The organism is Nonomuraea sp. NPDC054003 (genome assembly GCF_055585125.1).
This window is the reverse complement of record NZ_JBVJKR010000021.1, coordinates 68,575-84,828: the sequence shown is the minus strand read 5'-3', so window position 1 is coordinate 84,828 and position 16,254 is coordinate 68,575. Positions and strand designations below refer to the sequence as shown.

Annotated in this window: 16 protein-coding genes; 6 read left to right on the top strand and 10 right to left on the bottom strand. The window is 69.1% G+C overall.

Translation table 11 applies throughout. The features are described 5' to 3' along the window. The 3 genes from ACZ6YG_RS39725 to ACZ6YG_RS39715 form a co-directional block, all read right to left on the bottom strand. Entirely contained in the window at window positions 1–2,190 is a 2,190-nt protein-coding gene (locus ACZ6YG_RS39725) for a molybdopterin-dependent oxidoreductase (protein WP_466020804.1), read from the bottom strand. A gap of 117 nt (window positions 2,191–2,307) precedes the next feature. Next, window positions 2,308–2,955 carry a hypothetical protein gene (locus ACZ6YG_RS39720; RefSeq protein WP_219544821.1) on the bottom strand — a complete coding sequence of 216 codons (648 nt, stop codon included), beginning with the start codon at window positions 2,953–2,955 and terminating at the stop codon, window positions 2,308–2,310. Between the two features lies 1 nt (window position 2,956). Beyond that, on the bottom strand, window positions 2,957–3,184 hold the full coding sequence (locus ACZ6YG_RS39715; protein WP_148036320.1) for a hypothetical protein: 228 nt from the start codon (window positions 3,182–3,184) through the stop codon (window positions 2,957–2,959). A 693-nt stretch (window positions 3,185–3,877) separates the two neighbouring features. Between ACZ6YG_RS39715 and ACZ6YG_RS39710 the strand changes: the two genes are divergently transcribed. The 5 genes from ACZ6YG_RS39710 (at window position 3,878) to ACZ6YG_RS39690 (ending at window position 7,872) form a co-directional block, all read left to right on the top strand. Then, window positions 3,878–4,741, top strand: coding sequence for a helix-turn-helix domain-containing protein (locus tag ACZ6YG_RS39710; protein ID WP_148036321.1), 864 nt, complete (start codon window positions 3,878–3,880; stop codon window positions 4,739–4,741). Window positions 4,742–4,771: 30 nt separating this feature from the next. After that, window positions 4,772–5,026, top strand: coding sequence for a DUF397 domain-containing protein (locus tag ACZ6YG_RS39705; protein WP_364231617.1), 255 nt, complete (start codon window positions 4,772–4,774; stop codon window positions 5,024–5,026). 355 nt (window positions 5,027–5,381) lie between these two features. Further along, a complete protein-coding gene (locus tag ACZ6YG_RS39700) occupies window positions 5,382–5,783 on the top strand; it encodes a hypothetical protein (RefSeq protein WP_148036323.1) in 402 nt (133 codons plus the stop codon). A gap of 237 nt (window positions 5,784–6,020) precedes the next feature. Further along, window positions 6,021–7,097: a CapA family protein gene (locus ACZ6YG_RS39695; RefSeq protein WP_466020803.1), complete on the top strand. Its 1,077-nt coding sequence runs from the start codon at window positions 6,021–6,023 to the stop codon at window positions 7,095–7,097. A 118-nt stretch (window positions 7,098–7,215) separates the two neighbouring features. Beyond that, window positions 7,216–7,872, top strand: a complete 657-nt coding sequence (locus tag ACZ6YG_RS39690) for a TetR/AcrR family transcriptional regulator (protein ID WP_148036325.1) — start codon at window positions 7,216–7,218, stop codon at window positions 7,870–7,872. 4 nt (window positions 7,873–7,876) lie between these two features. Here the strand turns inward: ACZ6YG_RS39690 and ACZ6YG_RS39685 are convergent, their stop codons facing one another. Beyond that, window positions 7,877–8,128 carry a hypothetical protein gene (locus ACZ6YG_RS39685; RefSeq protein ID WP_148036326.1) on the bottom strand — a complete coding sequence of 84 codons (252 nt, stop codon included), beginning with the start codon at window positions 8,126–8,128 and terminating at the stop codon, window positions 7,877–7,879. Window positions 8,129–8,293: 165 nt separating this feature from the next. Here ACZ6YG_RS39685 and ACZ6YG_RS39680 point away from each other — a divergent pair, with 165 nt between their 5' ends. After that, complete coding sequence (locus ACZ6YG_RS39680) at window positions 8,294–8,824, top strand: tetratricopeptide repeat protein (protein ID WP_261809033.1); 531 nt, start codon at window positions 8,294–8,296, stop codon at window positions 8,822–8,824. 4 nt (window positions 8,825–8,828) lie between these two features. Here ACZ6YG_RS39680 and ACZ6YG_RS39675 read toward each other — a convergent pair whose 3' ends face one another. The 6 genes from ACZ6YG_RS39675 to dnaK form a co-directional block, all read right to left on the bottom strand. Further along, the gene (locus ACZ6YG_RS39675; protein ID WP_466020802.1) at window positions 8,829–9,440 is read right to left on the bottom strand and encodes a hypothetical protein; all 612 of its coding nucleotides are present in this window, start codon (window positions 9,438–9,440) and stop codon (window positions 8,829–8,831) included. 178 nt (window positions 9,441–9,618) lie between these two features. Beyond that, entirely contained in the window at window positions 9,619–12,189 is a 2,571-nt protein-coding gene (gene clpB / locus ACZ6YG_RS39670; RefSeq protein ID WP_271274770.1) for an ATP-dependent chaperone ClpB, read from the bottom strand. Beyond that, complete coding sequence (locus ACZ6YG_RS39665) at window positions 12,190–12,540, bottom strand: heat shock protein transcriptional repressor HspR (RefSeq protein ID WP_148036329.1); 351 nt, start codon at window positions 12,538–12,540, stop codon at window positions 12,190–12,192. A gap of 4 nt (window positions 12,541–12,544) precedes the next feature. Then, on the bottom strand, window positions 12,545–13,726 hold the full coding sequence (dnaJ, locus tag ACZ6YG_RS39660) for a molecular chaperone DnaJ (RefSeq protein ID WP_148036330.1): 1,182 nt from the start codon (window positions 13,724–13,726) through the stop codon (window positions 12,545–12,547). A 19-nt stretch (window positions 13,727–13,745) separates the two neighbouring features. Further along, window positions 13,746–14,351, bottom strand: a complete 606-nt coding sequence (gene grpE / locus ACZ6YG_RS39655; RefSeq protein ID WP_219544827.1) for a nucleotide exchange factor GrpE — start codon at window positions 14,349–14,351, stop codon at window positions 13,746–13,748. After that, on the bottom strand, window positions 14,348–16,219 hold the full coding sequence (gene dnaK, locus ACZ6YG_RS39650; protein WP_148036331.1) for a molecular chaperone DnaK: 1,872 nt from the start codon (window positions 16,217–16,219) through the stop codon (window positions 14,348–14,350). Before dnaK ends, grpE begins: the two co-directional genes overlap by 4 nt. Window positions 16,220–16,254: the final 35 nt, after the last annotated feature.

Sequence of the window (16,254 nt, the reverse complement as noted above, 5' to 3'; positions counted from 1 at the left end):
TTAATGTGCGCTGATCATACTGGTAGGTGAAATTCTTACCGGAACTCCGTTGAACACTGCGTTACCAGACGGAACGTCCACAGCGGACTCGTCGGTCAGCGTGTTCGCGCTGACCCCCGGGTGCTTCGCCGCGACCGTCTGCGAGCTGCCCTGATGCCCCCACCCGTGCGGCAGGCTGACCACTCCCGGCATGATCGTGTCGGTCGGCTCCAGCGGCACCGTCAGCTCGCCGGTGGCCGAGCGGACCACGGCCTCGCCGCCGAGCCCGAGCCTGGCCACGTCGACCGGGTTGATCTGGAGCGTGCAGGCGTTGCTGCCTCCCACGAGCGGGCCCACGTTGTGCATCCAGCTGTTGTTGGAGCGCAGGTGCCGCCGCCCGATCAGCACCAGCTCGGGAGGCTCGGCGTCCAGCCCCGCGCGCAGCCGGTCCACGTCCTCCAGCAGCAGCGGCGGCGCCAGCTCGACCACGCCCGAGGCGGTCCTGAGCACCTCGGCCAGCCGCGGCTCCAGCGGGCCGAGATCGATGCCGTGCGGGTTGTCGAGCAGCTTGCGCAGCGACAGGTCGCCCCCGCCGGCCCACTCGCCGTAGGGTCCGAGCCGCAGCATGAGGTCCAGCCGCCGCTCGGCGCCGGTCTCGCCCTCCAGCAGGGCGCGCAGCTCCGCCGGGTCCCTGCCCTCGACGCCGGAACCGGGCGTCTCCACGGCCTTGGCCAGCTGCTGGCCGATCACGAACTCGTCCAGGTCGCCGTCGAGCCCGGAGGCGATCATGGCGAGCCTGGACAGGATCAGCGCCTCCGACGGCCGGTCCCCCAGCGGCAGCAGCGGCGGCGAGTAGCGGGCGTAGTTGCGCACCGCGAAGCCCAGCAGCGCGAAGTCGTAGTGCCCCGACTGCAGGATCCGCGGCGGCGGCAGGATGACGTGCGCGTGCCTGGTGGTCTCGTTGAGGTACGGGTCCACGCTCACCATGAAGTCGAGCCCGGCCAGCGCCCGGTCCAGGCGGTCGCCGTTCGGCGCCGACAGCACCGGATTGCCCGCCACCGTGACGAGGAACCTGACCTGCCCCTCGCCCGGCGTCTCGATCTCGTCGGCGAGCGTGGCCACCGGCAGCTCGCCGTTCGCCTCCGGCAGGCCGCGCACCCGGCTCCGCCACCGCCCCACCCGGTACGGGCCGCGCCGCCCGCCGAACTCGGTGGCGGCCTTGGGGAACATCACCCCGCCCGGCCGGTCCAGGTTGCCCGTCAGCGTGTTCAGCACGTCCACGAGCCACTGCGCGATCGTGCCGAACTCGGCCGTGCAGGTGCCGATCCTGGCGTACACCGCCGCCCTGTCGGCCGCCGCCAGCTCCCGCGCGAGCCGTACGATCACCTCGGCCGGCACGCCGGTGCGGCGGGCCACCAGGTCGGGCGGGAAGTGCTTGGCCGCCTCGCGCACCTCGTCGAGCCCGTTGACCCGGTGGGTGAGCGTGACGAGGTCCTCCGCGAACAGCGTGTGGACGATCCCGAACAGCAGGTAGGCGTCGGTGCCCGGGCGCACGAACACGTGCTCGTCGGCGGACGCGGCGGTCCGGGTGCGGCGCGGGTCGACCACGACGAGCCGCCCGCCGCGCCGGCGCAGCGCCTTGAGCCTGCCGGGGAAGTCGGGAGCCGTGCACAGCGAGCCGTTGGACTCCAGCGGGTTGGCGCCCAGCATCAGCAGGTAGCCCGTGCGGTCCAGATCGGGCACCGGGATGGCGAGCGGATGGCCGAACATCAGCCCGCTGGCCACGTGCTTGGGCATCTGGTCGGCGGTGCTGGCGGAGAAGACGTTGCGGGTGCCGAGCGACTTAATCAGCGGGGTGCCGTAGAGCGCGCCGGCCATCGTGTGCGCGCTCGGGTTGCCCAGGTAGACGGCGGTCGACTGGCGGCCGTGCGCGGCGGTCACCTCGGCGAGCCCCCGCTCGACGGCCGCGAACGCCTCGTCCCAGCTCACCTCGCGCCACCGGTCGCCCTCCCGGATCAGCGGCGCGCGCAGCCGGTCGGGGTCCTCGTCCAGCCTCCCGAGGCTGGCGCCCTTCGGGCAGATGAAGCCCTTGCTGAACGGGTCCGCCTTGTCACCGCGCACGCTGGTCACGTGGCCGCCGTCGTCGAGGGTCAGCGTCAGGCCGCAGACAGCTTCGCACAAGGGACAGGTCCGGTGGACGGTCGACGTCATCACGACTCCTGAGTTCGTAAGCTGAACTCATCTTGACTCGTACGCGGGACATGGGGAAGCCCCGGAGCCCCCGCGGTCTCCGGGGCTTTTCCTAGGGAGGCGCGGGTCCCTAGGTCTTCAGCCCGCCCGCTGCAGAACCAGCGGCCGGTGCAGATCAGGCGGCTCGTCGAGGTCGGGCCGGAGCGGGATCCAGGTCCGCCGGCCGTAGAGCCGGTCGAGACCGGGGGAGACGGCCCCGGGGAGCACGTCACGCCTGACGACCTCGACGATCACCAGGTTCGCGCGGGTGCGGTGCTTGTAGACCGCGGCGGTCCTGGCCCAGCAGGCCGCCGCGATCTCCTCGGCGTAGGCCTCGAACTCCTCGGCGCTGATGCCGGCCCTGGTAAGGATCAGGGCCTTCTCGCCCGTGGCCGTGGGGGTGATCCACAGCACCAGCGGGATGCGGCCGGCGCGGGTGTGCAGGGTGGTCTCCAGGCAGACCCGCTGCAGCCGGTGGCGGGACACCACGCACCAGAAGTGCGCGACGGCCCAGTTGCGGCCGAACCGCGTCGCGGCCGGCACCGAGACGGCGCTGCTCAGCAGGACGAACGGGAGCCATCTGCCCTCCTGGGTGGCGCCCAGGACGGCCGGCACGAGCAGCGCGAGCCCGGCGAGGAGCAGTAATTCGGTACGGAACCGCCAGAGCCTGGTGAGGGGTCCCGAGCCGCGCGGGGCGGGCAGGTCCTCGTAGCCCGGGTAGATCTGGTTGCGCGGGTTCCTCGCCATGTCAGGACACCTCCTCCGGGACCCGTGGCGGGATCTTGAGCAGGTCGAAGCGTGGGTCGCGGTAGCGCCGGGAGCCGAAGCCGGTCCTGGTGACCGTCCAGCCCCGGCGGTAGGCGAACTCGTCGGGTTCCATGCAGATTTCGCGGTCCGCCCAGGCGAGCAGTTCCTGGAGGCGGGTGAGCACCCGGGACTTGCGTCGGCTGAGTCCCTTGGTACCTTGTGAGTACATGAGAAGACCCCTTTCGCGGCATCACAGAGGTGGCTTCTTACGCCGGACTGCAGGCCGACGACCGTCGCGCCGCTGGGTGGCAGCCCATTTGCGGCGGATGAGTGCGCGGCCTCGGTCCGGCTTTGTTGTTCCTGCTTCGTGTGCTCTGAAGCGAGCGACAATCGCGGCGATGACTCTTTAACTCAGTGCGGGATCCTTCCGGCTGACGGCCTCCCTGTGATGGTGTCCATTTCCGGGACGGCGCCGTTGCCGGTTTTGCGGCCTGACCAGCCGCGCGTAAGTCGTGGTGGGGGTCCTCTGCGGGCGGGGCCGTGCGGTCATGTCGGCCTCCTCACCTCTGGAGAGATCCCTCGTGTCTCGATCGTCTCCCGGAGATTGCCTTGCTGCAAGGCCTCCCGCAAGAAATATTCCCGTTTCTTCCGCAAGGTGCCTTCTTGTTGCTGTGCAACTTGCACGGAGTGGCCTTGAACGTAGTCAGGCCAGCACAAGAGGTCGTCACCTTGCCCCCTTCCCCGTTTTCCCCCGGGCAGAAGCTCTGCTTGCTTGACACCGTCTCTCCGTGGAAGGCTCTTGGCAAGAGCAAATGGGAGTACTCGTGCAAGTTGCAGTGTAAGATTGGTGGAACGGCCCAAGACCGCGGGCTCGAAACGGTTCACTCCGGCTACACCTTCATCCCGGCAAGGAGAGTCGACGGTGCCACCGACGCAGGGCAGTCCGACTGTCCGCAAGCTCAGGCTCGGCCAGGAGCTCAGGCTTCTCCGCGAGCGACGCAAGCTCACCGGCGCCAGGGCCGCCAAGGAGCTCGGCTGGTCCCCCAGCAAGGTCTCGCGGATCGAGGCCGCCAAGACCATGCCCAGCGCTGACGACGTCAAGGCGATGGGGAAGCTCTACCGTCTCGACGAAGCCAAACTTGACGAACTCTTCGGCCTGTTGCGGGATGCGGATCAGCGGGGCTGGTGGGAAGATTACGAAGACGCCCTGCCTGAGGAGTACACAAGATTCCTCGGGCTGGAGGCGGAGGCCATCATCCAGCGCAACTGGGAACCCCAGATTGTGCCCGGCCTCTTCCAAACCGAGGATTACGCCAGAGAGGTCGTCCTGGCCGTCCGTGGCATCTCGCGCATCACCCACAGCGGAGTCAGGAGCAGGGTCGAGGCCCGCCTCGACAGGCAGCAGCGCGTGCTGCACCGCCCCGATCCATGTGAGATGCGCTTCGTGCTGGACGAGCCCGCCTTGATGCGCCGCTTCGGCGAGCCCTCGGTGATGCGGGCACAGATGGAGCATCTCCTGGAGTTGTCTCTTCTGTCCCACGTCAGCGTTCAGGTATTGCCCATGGACGCGTTGCACCCCGTAAGCACGGGTGCGTTCATCCACCTCAAGTTCGCGGAATTCGACGATGTTGTGTATCTGGAGCAGCTTTATACTGCTGACTTCGTCGACGACCTCGAGCGGGTAGCGGGCTACGAGGCAGCCTTCGAAAACATCAGGTCACAGGCACTGGACGAGGACGACACACGCGTGCTCATCCAGCGCAAGGCGATGATGTGGCGAGGCTGAGGTCAGCGATCGATCAGAACAAAAGGGGCAATGGTGCCCCTTTGCCCATTTGGGGAGAAAATGTCTATCCATCACAAGACGGCGGCATGGCAGAAGAGCACTTTCTGCAACGGCGCTAGCAGCTGCGTTGAGGTCGCCCCCCTCGCCGACGGGAATGTCGCGCTGAGGGACAGCAAGGTTCAGGACGGACCCGTCCTGGTCTTCACCCCGTCCGAGTGGGCCGCCTTCACGGCCGGGGTCAGGGATGGAGAGTTCGACCTGGAGGCTCTGCAGGCCAGCGCGTGAAAAACGGCCCTGGCAGGTTGATGGCACAACCGGACAGGGCCGTTCCAGAAGAGGCTCGTCAACGACCCTCGGGTCCCCGTTCGCTTGGCGAACGCAAGATTTCTCGCACATCATGGCGCAAGCCGCGCCCAATGATCAACTCGTCGCGCCCTCGTCATGGGGGCTGCGCCCTCCACGCGTCCGCGACGTCTGCCGTATGTCTCGCATGAATACTCCCATGCCGGCCTCCCGCGGGCCACCCATTTCACGTAATGCTCATGAGCACTTGCCAGGAGTCATCATGTACGCCCCCCGCGACATGGACAGGATCTGGTCCGTGAGTGACCGGTCAACCGTTGCTCGCTGCCTTCGGAGAGTGGAGGCGTTTTCGAACCGCTTGTCCCTGGCCTGCCGGGTGCAGGGAGAGACCAGATCGGGCACGCTGCGCACCTGTCCCGATGTCGACCAAGCACTTGCTAGCAAGCTGAGGCAGATCACCCTTAACGTCGGGAAGCCCTCATGCGGCTACTGGATCAGGGTGGTCGGCGACTCCCGCGCCAGGGAGGTTCGGCTCTTCGTCAACGGCGAGCCGCCGGATTCCATCGTCGAAGACATCGTGGCGGAGATTCAGCGCCACTGCTCACCGCCTGCGAGCCGATGGTGGCGCTGGCCCTGGAGGCTGTGGCAATGGTTCGCGGGTCACGTCTGGGCGGGCGTGGTAGCCGGGCTGATCGTGACGCTCCTCCTGGTGCCTCTCGTGTACGCGCTGATGTCGTGACTACTCCGTTGATGGAGTCGTGTATTCACCCGTGACCTCCGGCCTGGAGCAAGGGCCGATGATCTCGCCCACGAGGTGGGCACCACAGGACTTCTCCGGCAGCGCTCGGCTGCCCCGATGACTTGACTCGACAACTCCATAACTGCCCGTAGGTCAAGGTGGGGGCACTACGCGGCAATCGGCAGCACATGGCATGCTCAATCCCAGATGTCCCGATTGAGCTGGATGGCGCCCCCGATGAACTTCCCCCGCGCACTCTCGGTGCTGGCCGTCATGGCCTCACTCGCCGCCTGCACGGCCGCCGGATCGGAGGCGCCCGAGCGGCAGCGGCAGGCCGCGGCCACCTCCTCGGCCGAGCCGACGGCCCCCGCCACCCCGGAGCGCGAGCCGTACACCATCGCCTTCGGCGGGGACGTGCACTTCGAGGGCTTCCTGCGGTCCCGGCTGGACAACCCGCGCACCGCGCTCGGTCCCATCTCCTCGGTGCTGCGCAAGGCCGACCTCGCCATGATCAACCTGGAGACCGCGATCACCACGGGCGGCACCCCGGCGCCCGGCAAGCAGTACACGTTCCGGGCCCCGGCCAGCGCGTTGACCGCGCTCAAGGCCGCCGGCGTGGACGTGGCCTCCATGGCCAACAACCACGGCATGGACTACATGGAGACCGGCCTGGCCGACTCGCTCGCCGCGATCAAGAAGTCCAGGTTCCCGATCGTGGGCATCGGCAAGGACGACGACCAGGCGTTCAAGCCGTTCAGGAAGACGGTGAACGGCAACCGGGTGGCGATCATCGGCGCGACCCAGGTGCTGGACTCCGAGTTCATCAACGCCTGGACCGCCGCCCCCGGCAAGGGCGGGCTCGCGTCGGCCAAGGACGAGCCGCGCCTGATCAAGGCGGTACGGCAGGCGCGCAAGAACTCCGACACCGTCATCGTCCACCTGCACTGGGGCACTGAGATGCAGAAGTGCCCGAACCCGGCGCAGCTCTCCCTGGCCCCCAAGCTCGTCAAGGCCGGCGCCGACGTGGTGGTCGGCGGGCACGCGCACATCCTGCTGGGGGCCGGATACCTGGGCAAGGCGTACGTCAGCTACGGCCTCGGCAACTTCGTCTTCTACAACTCCAACCCCGCCACCACGGGCCGCACCGGCGTGCTGACCCTCACCATCAACGGCCGCAAGATCCTCAAGGACCAGTGGACCCCCGCCACCATCCAGAACGGCGTGCCGGTCCCGATGACCGGCGCCGCGAGGAAGCAGGCCGTGGCCGACTGGAAGGCGCTGCGTTCCTGCACCGAGCTGGACGCCCGGCCCTGACGGCGTGGAAGATGTCCGGGATCTCCACATCCGGGCGGCCGGGCTCAGCGGATTCCCAGGAAATCCGGTCAATCGCGGGTAACGATCGGGCCTGGAGGGGGAAGATGAGGTCGTGTCCATGCCGCGACTGGAAGATGACTGTGCGTCGCCGAAGCCGCTCCGGCGACAGCCCACGCAGCGCCGCAGCGCCCGACGGGTCGAGCGGATGCTCGACGCCTGCGCCGAGCTCCTCGACGAGATCGGCTACGAATCGCTCTCCACGACCCGCATCGCCGACCGGGCGGGGGTCGCGATCGGTTCGGTCTACCAGTTCTTCCCCGACAAGCGCGCCATCACGCAGGAGCTGACCCGGCGCAACGTGGAGCTGTTCGTCACCCGGGTCGGGCGGCGCTTCATGGAGGAGGACTACCGCGGCTGGTGGGAGGCCATCGACGCGATCATCGACGAGTACGTCGACATGCATCGCTCGGTGCCCGGGTTCAAGAGTCTCCAGTTCGGTGACGTGGTCGACCTCAACCTGCTCGACTCCGACTCCGACAACAACACCGTGATCGCGGGCCGGCTGCGCGGGCTGCTGCTCAACGAGTTCGGCCTGGCCGACAGCCACGAGCTCGACATCGCCGCGCTGGTGGCCGTCGAAGCCTGCGACGCGGTGCTCAAGCTGGCCTTCCGCTACGACCAGAACGGCTCGGAGGAGATCATCGACGCCGCCAGGCAGCTCGTGCGGGGTTTCCTGTCCCGCCAGCTCAGGTCGTACACGCCGCAGCCCGACTAGCGCGTCAGCCCCCGGCCTCCAGCAGTTCCGGCAGCCAGTGGGGCTCGCCGGGCCGCGCGCACGCCTCGGAATGCGACATCGGCCGGATCAACCGTTGCCGGCTCGCCTCCAGCTGGGCCTCCAGGACCCGCAGTCTCCGCTCGGCCGCCTCCACCCCTTCGAGCCGGGCCGAAAGGTAGCCCGCGACCCCGGGCCCCACCGCCGACAACACCACGGCGAGCGCCAGCGCGAACGTCATCTGCTTGGACCTGCCCATCCCAGCCCCTTCCGCTCGCGGGCGCGAAGTGACCGGTATATGCCCAACGACCTGCGCATATATGCATGGCGTAAGGACTCGATGACGTTTCGTGGTGGTCTCATCAGGGCATCGGCGATGCGTATTGAGCGGGCGAAACCGCACCGCGGTCGGTAGTCTCGCGTTGTGGCGCATGTGACCCGTGAGCACCTTGATCGCCTGCTTGAGCAGGCGCTGCTGGCCGACGACCACGGCTCCCTGGCCAGCCGGCTGTACGACGTAGCGCTCGACTACTCCAGCGGCGACGTATCCAGGGCGTCCATCCTGGTCCAGGCGGCGGAGGAGTGGCGCGCGGCAGGCCAGCCCGCTCGCGCGCTGGAGTGTTTCCAGCGCGCGCTGGAAGACGGCGGCGAGACGGGCATCGACCCGCGCGCAGGCATCGCCGACACCCTCTTCGAGCTCGACCGGCACGACGAGGCGAGGGAGGTCATCGAGGCGATCCGCGCCGAGGGCGGTGTCTCGGCGGCCACCGCCCACAGCATCGTCGAGACGCTGGTCGCCTACGGTGACCTGGAGGCGGGCCACGAATGGGTCACCCAGGCCCTGCTGACCTGCGACTCCGACGATCCGGAGCGGGTGTCGATGCTGCGCACCCGCTACCGCATCCGACTCGACCTGGGCCTGCCCGAGGACGAGATCGACGCCCTCGTCTCCTGATCCCTCAGCGCAGGTCGAGGCTCCGCAGCAGGCCCGTCACGCCGTCGAGGGAGTCGGCCGGGAGCTTGGTCTCGTTCAGCGGCCCCGGCCCCTGAGGCAGCGTGCGGCGCACGAGCCGGTCCTTGGTCTTGCCGACCGGGCGCGTCAGGTCGAGCGGGACGCCGGACGACGAGCGCGGCGCCGTCTTCGAGGGATAGCGTCCGGTCCTGGTGTTCACCGGCAGCGCGGGCAGGGCGGGCAGCTTGGCCTGGCTCGTCACGCCCGCCACCGTCGGCGCGGCGGGCAGCGCCGACGGCATGGCCGAGGTGGCCATGACGCCGCCCAGGTCCGACAGCCCCATCGCCGAATGCGAGGTGGCCAGCCCGGTCAGGCCCAGGTGCTCGGCCAGCCTGACGGCGCCCAGGGCCAGGTGGGTGCTCTCCGACCCGAGCAGCGGGCCGGTGCTGTCGCTCAGCCGCACCTTGGTGAGCTCGTCGCAGAGCGCCGCGGCGGGCGAGCCCATGCTGGTCCGGGTTTCCCGGCAGTCGCCGGCGGCCGCGGAGCTCGCCCCCAGCCAGGTGACCCCCGCGGTCAGAGTGGCGATGGCAAGAATTCCCCGGATGCTTCGAGTCGGCACGTCCCGTCCCCCTGATCGTTCTCGGTGATCCGACGAACGCGAAGCTAGCCAGACGCGCGAGGGACTGGAGGCGGCTTGCCGGAAGGCTGGACCGAACCTTACGAACCGGGCGCGCGGATGACCCGGGCGGGAACGTCGAACGCCCGGAGGATGGCCTCCGGGCGTTCGCGTGGGTGTGTCAGGCCCGCTGAACGGACAGCTCGTCGTCGCCGAGGTCGACCAGGACCTTGTCGCCGTCGACGATCTCGCCGGACAGCACCGCCTTGGCCAGCTTGTCGCCGATCGCCGACTGGACCAGGCGGCGCAGCGGGCGCGCCCCGTACATCGGGTCGTAGCCCGTCAGGGCCAGCCACTCGCGGGCCGCCGGCGTGACCTCCAGGGTCAGCCTGCGGTCGGCCAGCCGCTGGGCCAGCCGGTCGACCTGCAGGTCGACGATCCGCGTCAGCTCCTCGGAGCCGAGCGCGTCGAACAGGATCACGTCGTCCAGCCGGTTGAGGAACTCCGGCTTGAACGCGCTGCGCACCGCGCCCATCACGGCCTCGCGCTTCGCGCCGTTCTCCATCGTCGGGTCGACGAGGAAGTGGGAGCCGAGGTTGGACGTCAGGATCAGGATCGTGTTGCGGAAGTCGACCGTGCGGCCCTGACCGTCGGTCAGCCGCCCGTCGTCGAGCACTTGGAGCAGGATGTCGAAGACCTCCGGATGGGCCTTCTCCACCTCGTCCAGCAGCACCACGGTGTACGGGCGGCGCCGGACGGCCTCTGTCAGCTGGCCGCCCTCCTCGTAGCCGACGTAGCCGGGAGGCGCGCCGACGAGCCGGGCGACGCTGTGCTTCTCGGAGTATTCGCTCATGTCGATGCGGGTCATCGCCCGCTCGTCGTCGAACAGGAACTCCGCCAGCGCCTTGGCCAGCTCGGTCTTGCCGACACCGGTCGGGCCGAGGAACAGGAACGAGCCCGTCGGCCTGTCGGGGTCGGCGATGCCGGCCCGGCTGCGCCGCACCGCGTCGGACGCCGCGCGCACGGCCTCGTGCTGGCCGATGAGCCGCTTGCCCAGCTCCTCCTCCATGCGCAGCAGCTTGGCCGTCTCGGCCTCCAGCAGGCGGCCCGCCGGGATGCCGGTCCAGGACGAGATCACCTCGGCGATGTCGTCGGGGCCGACCTCCTCCTTGACCATGGCGTTCTCGTCGGGGGCGGCCTCCGAGGCGGCCTTCAGCGCCTGCTCCAGGCGTGGCACGTCGGCGTACATGACCCGGGACGCGGTCTCGAAGTCGCCGTCGCGCTGCGCCCGCTCGGCGGTGCCGCGCGCCTCGTCGAGCTGCTTCTTCAGCTCGCCGACCTTGTTGAGGCCCGCCTTCTCGTGCTCCCACCGGCCGACCAGGGCGTTCAGCTCCTCCTGGCGGTCGGCCAGCTCCTGGTGGAGCCGCTCCAGGCGTTGTACGGACGCCTCGTCGGTCTCCTTGGAGAGCGCCAGCTCCTCCATCTTCATCCGGTCGACGGTCCGCTGGAGCTGGTCGATCTCCACCGGACGGGAGTCGATCTCCATGCGCAGCCGGGAGGCGGCCTCGTCGACCAGGTCGATGGCCTTGTCGGGCAGGAACCTGCTGGTGATGTAGCGGTCGGAGAGCGCTGCGGCGGCGACGAGCGCGCTGTCGGCGATCTGCACCTGGTGATGGGCCTCGTAGCGGCCCTTCAGCCCGCGCAGGATCGCGATGGTGTCCTCCACCGTCGGCTCGCCCACGTACACCTGCTGGAAGCGGCGCTCCAGCGCAGGGTCCTTCTCGATGCGCTCGCGGTACTCGTCGAGCGTGGTCGCGCCGATCATCCGCAGCTCGCCGCGGGCCAGCATCGGCTTGAGCATGTTGCCCGCGTCCATCGCGCCCTCGGCGGCTCCCGCGCCGACGACGGTGTGGAGCTCGTCGATGAACGTGACGACCTGGCCGTCGCTCTCCTTGATCTCGGCGAGCACGGCCTTGAGCCGCTCCTCGAACTCGCCGCGGTACTTCGCGCCCGCCACCATCGCGCCCAGGTCGAGCCCGATCAGCCGCTTGTTGCGCAGCGACTCCGGCACGTCGCCGGCCACGATCCGCTGGGCCAGGCCCTCGACCACGGCCGTCTTGCCGACGCCGGGCTCGCCGATCAGCACCGGGTTGTTCTTGGTGCGCCGGCTGAGCACCTGCACCACCCGGCGGATCTCCGAGTCGCGGCCGATGACCGGGTCGAGCTTGCCCGAGCGGGCCTGCCCGGTCAGGTCGATGCCGTACTTCTCGAGCGCCTGGTAGGTGTCCTCGGGCGTCTCACTGGTGACCCGGGCGTGGCCGCGTACCTTCTCGAACGCGTCGAGCAGCGCCTGCGGGGTGGCGCCCGCGGACTTCAGCAGGTCGGCGGCCTGGCCGCCGTCGGCGGCGAGGCCCACCAGCAGGTGCTCGGTCGACACGTACTGGTCTTCCAGCCGCTTGGCGTGCTGGGCGGCGGTGTTCATCACCGTGAGCAGGTGGCGGGAGCTCGTCGGCGCCCCCACGGTCGCGCCCTGAGCCTTGGGCAGCGCCGCGAGCTGCTCCTCGGCCTTGGCCCGCAGCGTCCGCCAGTCGGCGCTGACCGCCTCCAGCAGCGGGACGGCGGTGCCGCCCGTCTGCGAGAGCAGCGTGGTCAGCAGGTGCAGCGGGGAGATCTCGGGGTTGCCCTCGGCGGCGGCCCGCCGCATGGCGCCCGAGAGCGCCTCCTGACTCTTCTGAGTGAGCTTGTATTCCATCTACGCCCCCGGTGGCAGCTCGTAACGGATCAGCGCCTTGATCATCTGTAGCTCGGCGCGGAGGCGGTGAACCTCCTCACGCAGCCGCAACGACTCGTTCTCCAGCTCCAGGATCCGCTTGATGCCGGCGAGGTTGATGCCCTCCTCCTGGGAGAGGCGCTGGACCTCGCGCAGCTGGATGATGTCTCTTGTGGAGTAGAGGCGGCCGCGCCCCGCCGTACGGCCCGGACAGACCAGACCGAGCCGGTCGTACTGCCGAAGGGTCTGCGGATGCAGACCCGACAGCTGCGCGGCCACCGAGATCACGTAAACAGGAGTGTCGTCCGACAGGTCGAAGTAGTTGGCGTCCATGGGCTCACTCGCTTCTGGCTCTCAAGATGAGATCGGCCCGCGGGTCCTCGGCCGCTGTGGCGGTGTTGAACTCCGTGAGCAGCTCACGAGACTTGTCGTCGAGCGTCTTCGGCACCATGACCTCGACGCTGGCGAGCAGATCGCCCTTGGTGCCGTCCTTGCGCGTGACACCCCGGCCGCGGATGCGGAACGTGCGCCCGTTCGGCGTGCCCGAGGGGATGCGCAGTGTCACCGGCAGTCCCTTGAGCGTCGGCACCTTGATCTCGGCGCCTAGCGCCGCCTCCGAGAACGTCACGGGGACCGTGACGGTCAGGTTGTCACCCGACCTGCCGAAGACGGTGTGCGGCTTGACGTGCGTCACGATGTAGAGATCGCCGGATGGGCCGCCGTTCTCGCCCGGTGCGCCCTTGGCCTTGAGCCTGACCCGCTGCCCGTCGGCCACCCCCGCGGGGATGCGCGCCTGGATCGTGCGGGTGCTCTTGGCCCGGCCGTTGCCCTCGCAGACGGGGCAGGGGTCGTCCACGAGCAGCCCGCGGCCCTTGCAGTCGCGGCACGGCTCGGAGAAGGCGAAGTTGCCCAGGTTGCGGCTGGCCGCGCCGGTGCCCTCGCAGGTCGGGCAGACCCGCGGGGTGGTGCCGGCCTTGGCGCCGGTCCCGCTGCACGCGGTGCAGGCCGCCGAGCTGGTCAGCCTGAGCGACACCGTGGTGCCCTCGGCGGCCTCCGTGAACGACAGCGTCACCTCCGACTCGATGTCCTGCCCGCGGCGCGGCCTGGTGGCGGTGCCGGGGCGGGTCGTGCCGCCCCGGTTGAACAGCCCGCCGAACAGGTCGCTGAAGCGGTCGCCCGCCCCCTGGCCGGAGGTCTGCTGACCGGTGCCGCCGAACAGGTCGCCGAAGTCGAACGGGAAACCGCCGCCGCCACCACCCGGACGCTGGCCGCCCACCCCGGAGCCGAACAGCGTGCGCGCCTCGTCGTACTCCTTGCGGCGCTTGCTGTCGGACAGGACGTCGTAGGCCTCGGAGACTTCCTTGAACTTCTTCTCCTTGGCCGTGTCGCCCTGGTTGGTGTCGGGGTGGTACTGCCTGGCCAGCTTCCGGTACGCCTTCTTGATCTCGTCGGCGGTGGCTGACTTGGGCACACCAAGGACGGCGTAGTAGTCCTTCTCCAGGTAGTCCTTGGTGCTCATCTACGGCCCTTCGTCCTCGTCAGTTGTCGTCGTCATCGGACGCGGGTGAGTCGCCCGGCTCGGCCACGGCCACGCGCGCCGGGCGCAGCACCCGGTCGCCCATCTGGTAGCCGAGCTGCAGCACCTCGACCGCGGTCGGCTCGGTCACCTCGGGCGAGTAGCTGTGCATCAGCGCCTCGTGGATCACCGGGTCGAACGGGTCGCCCTTCTGACCGAACGGGCTGAGCCCCAGCTTGGTGAGCACCGCCTCCAGCGACTCGGCCACCGCCGCGAAGCCGCCGGTGAGCTCACCGTGGTCGCGGGCCCTGCCGATGTCGTCGAGCACGGGCAGCAGCTCCGAGAGGACGTTGGCGGTGGCCTGCTCTCGCACGGCCACCCGGTCGCGCTCCACGCGACGGCGGTAGTTCTGGTACTCGGCCTGAACACGTTGCAGGTCGGCCGTCCGCTCGTCCAGCTGGGCCTGGAGCTCGGCGTCGGCCGGAGCGGACTCCGCCGGCGCCTGCTGCTGGTCCTGCTTGGCCGAATCGTTCTCGGCTCGCACCCTTACCTCCCCCGTCTCCGGGTCGATCTTGCGGTTGTCGCGGATCACCGGCTCTTCGTGCCCGTTCTCACGCAACGGCCTCACTTGTCCTTCTTCGGCTCGTCATCCACGATCTCGGCCTCGACGACGTCGTCGTCGGCCTTCTGCTCCTGGGTGGCGGACGCGTCCTGGGGAGCGCCCTCGGGGCCGCCCGCGGTCTGGCCCTGGCTCTGCGCGTAGATCGCCGAACCCATCTTCTGGCTGACCGTGGCGAGCTTCTCCGCCGAGTTGCGGATCGTGTCGGTGTCGGTGCCCTCCAGAGCCTTCTTCAGCTCGGCGAGCGCGTCGTTGACCTCGGTCTTGATGTCGCCGGGGACCTTGTCGTCGTTCTCGCGCAGGAACTTCTCGGTCTGGTAGGCGAGCCCGTCGGCGTTGTTGCGGACCTCGGCCTCCTCGCGGCGCTTGCGGTCCTCCTCCGCGTACGACTCGGCCTCGCGCATCATGCGGTCGATGTCGTCCTTCGGCAGCGCGGAGCCGCCGGTGATCGTCATCGTCTGCTCCTTGCCCGTGCCCAGGTCCTTGGCGGAGACGTTGACGATGCCGTTGGCGTCGATGTCGAAGGTGACCTCGATCTGCGGGATGCCGCGGGGCGCCGGCGCGATGCCGGTGAGCTCGAACGTGGCCAGCTTCTTGTTGTAGGCCGCGATCTCGCGCTCGCCCTGGAACACCTGGATCTGCACCGACGGCTGGTTGTCCTCGGCCGTGGTGAAGACCTCGGAGCGCTTGGTCGGGATCGTCGTGTTGCGCTCGATGATCTTGGTGAAGATGCCGCCCTTGGTCTCGATGCCCAGCGACAGCGGGGTCACGTCGAGCAGCAGGACGTCCTTGACCTCGCCCTTGAGCACACCGGCCTGCAGGGCGGCGCCGATGGCGACGACCTCGTCCGGGTTGACGCCCTTGTTGGGCTCCTTGCCGCCGGTCAGCTCCTTGACCAGGTCGGTGACGGCGGGCATCCGGGTCGAGCCGCCGACCAGCACCACGTGGGCGATGTCGGAGACCTTGATGCCGGCGTCCTTGATGACCTGGTGGAACGGGCCCTTGCAGCGCTCGAGCAGGTCGGCGGTGAGCCGCTGGAACTCGGCGCGGGTCAGCTTCTCGTCGAGGTGCAGCGGGCCCTCGGAGGAGGCGGTGATGTAGGGCAGGTTGATCGAGGTCTCGGACTGGGCCGACAGCTCGATCTTGGCCTTCTCCGCGGCCTCGCGCAGGCGCTGGAGGGCCATCTTGTCCTTGGACAGGTCGACGCCGTGAGCGTTCTGGAAGCGCTTGACGAGCTCGTCGACGACGCGCTGGTCCCAGTCGTCACCACCGAGGTGGTTGTCGCCGCTGGTGGCCTTGACCTCGACGAACCCGTGGCCGTCTTCCTGGCCGACGTCGAGCAGGGACACGTCGAAGGTGCCGCCGCCCAGGTCGAAGACCAGGATCGTCTGGTCTTCCTCCTTGTCGAGGCCGTACGCGAGCGCGGCCGCGGTCGGCTCGTTGATGATGCGCAGCACGTTGAGGCCCGCGACCGTGCCGGCCTCCTTGGTGGCCTGGCGCTGGGCGTCGTTGAAGTAGGCCGGGACGGTGACCACCGCGTCGGTGATCTTCTCGCCCAGGTAGGCCTCGGCGTCCTGCTTGAGCTTCTGCAGGACGAAGGCGCTGATCTGCTGCGGGGAGAACTTCTTGCCGTCGATCTCCTGGGACCAGTTGGTGCCCATCTCCCGCTTGACGGACCGGATCGTCCGGTCCACGTTGGTGACGGCCTGTCGCTTGGCGACCTCGCCGACCAGGACCTCGCCGTTCTTCGCGAACGCGACCACGGACGGCGTGGTCCGCGAGCCCTGCGCGTTGGCGATGACGGTGGGCTCACCGCCCTCGAGAATCGAGACGACGGAGTTGGTCGTCCCCAGGTCGATACCTACCGCACGTGCCATGAGTACGTCCTTGTAGTCAAAGTTGAGTCGGTTAC